2 rRNA genes are annotated in these 5,284 nt (G+C 57.4%); both read left to right on the top strand.

The features are described 5' to 3' along the window. Positions 1–319: 319 nt before the first annotated feature. Positions 320–1,845, top strand: a 16S ribosomal RNA gene (locus ACWCQ6_RS35575). Between the two features lie 296 nt (positions 1,846–2,141). Beyond that, positions 2,142–5,262 (top strand): 23S ribosomal RNA (locus tag ACWCQ6_RS35570). The 16S and 23S rRNA genes sit together here, the layout of an rRNA operon. Positions 5,263–5,284: the final 22 nt, after the last annotated feature.

Here is a 5,284-nt window from a genome sequence, read left to right as displayed (position 1 = left end):
CCCGCTTCGACCGGGAATCGGACACGAAAGAGTCTGATAGAGTCGGAAACGCAAGACCGAAGGGAAAAGCCCGGAGGAAAGCCCGAGAGGGTGAGTACAAAGGAAGCGTCCGTTCCTTGAGAACTCAACAGCGTGCCAAAAGTCAACGCCAGATATGTTGATACCCCGGCCTGCTTCGGCAGGTTGGAGGTTCCTTTGAAAGTCCTGCGGGGTCACTGACCCGGCAGGCAATTACACAGCGAGGACGCTGTGAACGACCGGTCTTATTCCGTCCGGTCGTTCCGCTCTCGTGTTGTGTTGTCCCGATCACGGGAAAACATTCACGGAGAGTTTGATCCTGGCTCAGGACGAACGCTGGCGGCGTGCTTAACACATGCAAGTCGAACGATGAAGCCCTTCGGGGTGGATTAGTGGCGAACGGGTGAGTAACACGTGGGCAATCTGCCCTTCACTCTGGGACAAGCCCTGGAAACGGGGTCTAATACCGGATAACACTCTGTCCCGCATGGGACGGGGTTGAAAGCTCCGGCGGTGAAGGATGAGCCCGCGGCCTATCAGCTTGTTGGTGGGGTGATGGCCTACCAAGGCGACGACGGGTAGCCGGCCTGAGAGGGCGACCGGCCACACTGGGACTGAGACACGGCCCAGACTCCTACGGGAGGCAGCAGTGGGGAATATTGCACAATGGGCGAAAGCCTGATGCAGCGACGCCGCGTGAGGGATGACGGCCTTCGGGTTGTAAACCTCTTTCAGCAGGGAAGAAGCGAGAGTGACGGTACCTGCAGAAGAAGCGCCGGCTAACTACGTGCCAGCAGCCGCGGTAATACGTAGGGCGCAAGCGTTGTCCGGAATTATTGGGCGTAAAGAGCTCGTAGGCGGCTTGTCGCGTCGGATGTGAAAGCCCGGGGCTTAACCCCGGGTCTGCATTCGATACGGGCAGGCTAGAGTGTGGTAGGGGAGATCGGAATTCCTGGTGTAGCGGTGAAATGCGCAGATATCAGGAGGAACACCGGTGGCGAAGGCGGATCTCTGGGCCATTACTGACGCTGAGGAGCGAAAGCGTGGGGAGCGAACAGGATTAGATACCCTGGTAGTCCACGCCGTAAACGTTGGGAACTAGGTGTTGGCGACATTCCACGTCGTCGGTGCCGCAGCTAACGCATTAAGTTCCCCGCCTGGGGAGTACGGCCGCAAGGCTAAAACTCAAAGGAATTGACGGGGGCCCGCACAAGCAGCGGAGCATGTGGCTTAATTCGACGCAACGCGAAGAACCTTACCAAGGCTTGACATACACCGGAAAGCATCAGAGATGGTGCCCCCCTTGTGGTCGGTGTACAGGTGGTGCATGGCTGTCGTCAGCTCGTGTCGTGAGATGTTGGGTTAAGTCCCGCAACGAGCGCAACCCTTGTTCTGTGTTGCCAGCATGCCCTTCGGGGTGATGGGGACTCACAGGAGACTGCCGGGGTCAACTCGGAGGAAGGTGGGGACGACGTCAAGTCATCATGCCCCTTATGTCTTGGGCTGCACACGTGCTACAATGGCCGGTACAATGAGCTGCGATGCCGCGAGGCGGAGCGAATCTCAAAAAGCCGGTCTCAGTTCGGATTGGGGTCTGCAACTCGACCCCATGAAGTCGGAGTTGCTAGTAATCGCAGATCAGCATTGCTGCGGTGAATACGTTCCCGGGCCTTGTACACACCGCCCGTCACGTCACGAAAGTCGGTAACACCCGAAGCCGGTGGCCCAACCCCTTGTGGGAGGGAGCTGTCGAAGGTGGGACTGGCGATTGGGACGAAGTCGTAACAAGGTAGCCGTACCGGAAGGTGCGGCTGGATCACCTCCTTTCTAAGGAGCATCTAGATTCCGTAAGGGATCCAGAGCCACTACGTCGGCAAGTGTCCGACGGTGGTCAGCTCATGGGTGGAACGTTGACTATTCGGCACGGCGGGTTGTTTTTCACTAGTACTGCTTCGGCGTGGAACGTGGGGGATGGCCGGTCGGGTCGGGCACGTTGTTGGGTATCTGAGGGTACGGCCGTGTGGTCGCCTTCAGTTGCCGGTCCCAGTGAACCTGTTCTTCGGAGCGGGGTGATGGGTGGCTGGTCGTTGTTTGAGAACTGCACAGTGGACGCGAGCATCTGTGGCCAAGTTTTTAAGGGCGCACGGTGGATGCCTTGGCACCAGGAACCGATGAAGGACGTGGGAGGCCACGATAGGCCCCGGGGAGCTGTCAACCGAGCTTTGATCCGGGGGTGTCCGAATGGGGAAACCCGGCAGTCGTCATGGGCTGTCACCCGCTGCTGAACACATAGGCAGTGTGGAGGGAACGAGGGGAAGTGAAACATCTCAGTACCCTCAGGAAGAGAAAACAACCGTGATTCCGGGAGTAGTGGCGAGCGAAACTGGATGAGGCCAAACCGTATGCGTGTGATACCCGGCAGGGGTTGCGCATGTGGGGTTGTGGGATCTCTCTTTTGCGGTCTGCCGGCCGTGAGACGAGTCAGAAACCGTTGATGTAGGCGAAGGACATGCGAAAGGTCCGGCGTAGAGGGTAAGACCCCCGTAGCTGAAACATCGGCGGCTTGTTTGAGAGACACCCAAGTAGCACGGGGCCCGAGAAATCCCGTGTGAATCTGGCGGGACCACCCGCTAAGCCTAAATATTCCCTGGTGACCGATAGCGGATAGTACCGTGAGGGAATGGTGAAAAGTACCGCGGGAGCGGAGTGAAATAGTACCTGAAACCGTGTGCCTACAAGCCGTGGGAGCGTCGCATGCAAGCTTGCTTGCATGTCGTGACTGCGTGCCTTTTGAAGAATGAGCCTGCGAGTTTGCGGTGTGTTGCGAGGTTAACCCGTGTGGGGAAGCCGTAGCGAAAGCGAGTCCGAACAGGGCGGTTGAGTAGCACGCTCAAGACCCGAAGCGGAGTGATCTAGCCATGGGCAGGTTGAAGCGGAGGTAAGACTTCGTGGAGGACCGAACCCACCAGGGTTGAAAACCTGGGGGATGACCTGTGGTTAGGGGTGAAAGGCCAATCAAACTCCGTGATAGCTGGTTCTCCCCGAAATGCATTTAGGTGCAGCGTCGTGTGTTTCTTGCCGGAGGTAGAGCACTGGATAGGCGATGGGCCCTACCGGGTTACTGACCTTAGCCAAACTCCGAATGCCGGTAAGTGAGAGCGCGGCAGTGAGACTGTGGGGGATAAGCTCCATGGTCGAGAGGGAAACAGCCCAGAGCATCGACTAAGGCCCCTAAGCGTACGCTAAGTGGGAAAGGATGTGGAGTCGCAGAGACAACCAGGAGGTTGGCTTAGAAGCAGCCACCCTTGAAAGAGTGCGTAATAGCTCACTGGTCAAGTGATTCCGCGCCGACAATGTAGCGGGGCTCAAGCGTACCGCCGAAGTCGTGTCATTCCAGTGTGGGGCTAACGCCTGCTGGGATGGGTAGGGGAGCGTCGTGTGCCGGGTGAAGCAGCCGCGGAAGCGAGTTGTGGACGGTTCACGAGTGAGAATGCAGGCATGAGTAGCGATACACACGTGAGAAACGTGTGCGCCGATTGACTAAGGGTTCCTGGGTCAAGCTGATCTGCCCAGGGTAAGTCGGGACCTAAGGCGAGGCCGACAGGCGTAGTCGATGGACAACCGGTTGATATTCCGGTACCCGCTTTGAAACGCCCAATACTGAATCAGGCGATGCTAAGTCCGTGAAGCCGGCCCGATCTCTTCGGAGTTGAGGGTAGTGGTGGAGCCGATGAACCAGACTTGTAGTAGGTAAGCGATGGGGTGACGCAGGAAGGTAGTCCAGCCCGGGCGGTGGTTGTCCCGGGGTAAGGGTGTAGGCCGTGTGGTAGGTAAATCCGTCACACGTTAAGGCTGAGACCTGATGCCGAGCCGATTGTGGTGAAGTGGATGATCCTATGCTGTCGAGAAAAGCCTCTAGCGAGTTTCATGGCGGCCCGTACCCTAAACCGACTCAGGTGGTCAGGTAGAGAATACCGAGGCGTTCGGGTGAACTATGGTTAAGGAACTCGGCAAAATGCCCCCGTAACTTCGGGAGAAGGGGGGCCATTCCTGGTGATGGGCTTTGCGCCTTGAGCTGGGGGTGGCCGCAGAGACCAGCGAGAAGCGACTGTTTACTAAAAACACAGGTCCGTGCGAAGCCGTAAGGCGATGTATACGGACTGACGCCTGCCCGGTGCTGGAACGTTAAGGGGACCGGTTAGCTGACTTTCGGGTCGGCGAAGCTGAGAACTTAAGCGCCAGTAAACGGCGGTGGTAACTATAACCATCCTAAGGTAGCGAAATTCCTTGTCGGGTAAGTTCCGACCTGCACGAATGGCGTAACGACTTCTCGACTGTCTCAACCATAGGCCCGGTGAAATTGCACTACGAGTAAAGATGCTCGTTTCGCGCAGCAGGACGGAAAGACCCCGGGACCTTTACTACAGTTTGATATTGGTGTTCGGTTCGGCTTGTGTAGGATAGGTGGGAGACTTTGAAGCGGCCACGCCAGTGGTTGTGGAGTCGTCGTTGAAATACCACTCTGGTCGTGCTGGATGTCTAACCTGGGTCCGTGATCCGGATCAGGGACAGTGTCTGATGGGTAGTTTAACTGGGGCGGTTGCCTCCTAAAGAGTAACGGAGGCGCCCAAAGGTTCCCTCAGCCTGGTTGGCAATCAGGTGTTGAGTGTAAGTGCACAAGGGAGCTTGACTGTGAGACCGACGGGTCGAGCAGGGACGAAAGTCGGGACTAGTGATCCGGCAGTGGCTTGTGGAAGCGCTGTCGCTCAACGGATAAAAGGTACCCCGGGGATAACAGGCTGATCTTCCCCAAGAGTCCATATCGACGGGATGGTTTGGCACCTCGATGTCGGCTCGTCGCATCCTGGGGCTGGAGTCGGTCCCAAGGGTTGGGCTGTTCGCCCATTAAAGCGGTACGCGAGCTGGGTTTAGAACGTCGTGAGACAGTTCGGTCCCTATCCGCTGTGCGCGTAGGAATATTGAGAAGGGCTGTCCCTAGTACGAGAGGACCGGGACGGACGAACCTCTGGTGTGCCAGTTGTTCTGCCAAGGGCATGGCTGGTTGGCTACGTTCGGAAAGGATAACCGCTGAAAGCATCTAAGCGGGAAGCCTGCTTCGAGATGAGTATTCCCACCAACTTGATTGGTTAAGGCTCCCAGTAGACGACTGGGTTGATAGGCCAGATGTGGAAGCCCGGTAACGGGTGGAGCTGACTGGTACTAATAGGCCGAGGGCTTGTCCTCAGTTGCTCGCGTCCACTGTGTT

This window comes from Streptomyces sp. NPDC001880 (genome assembly GCF_053594575.1).
Note: the sequence above shows the minus strand (reverse complement) of the source record. Positions and strands in the feature narration are given on the sequence as shown.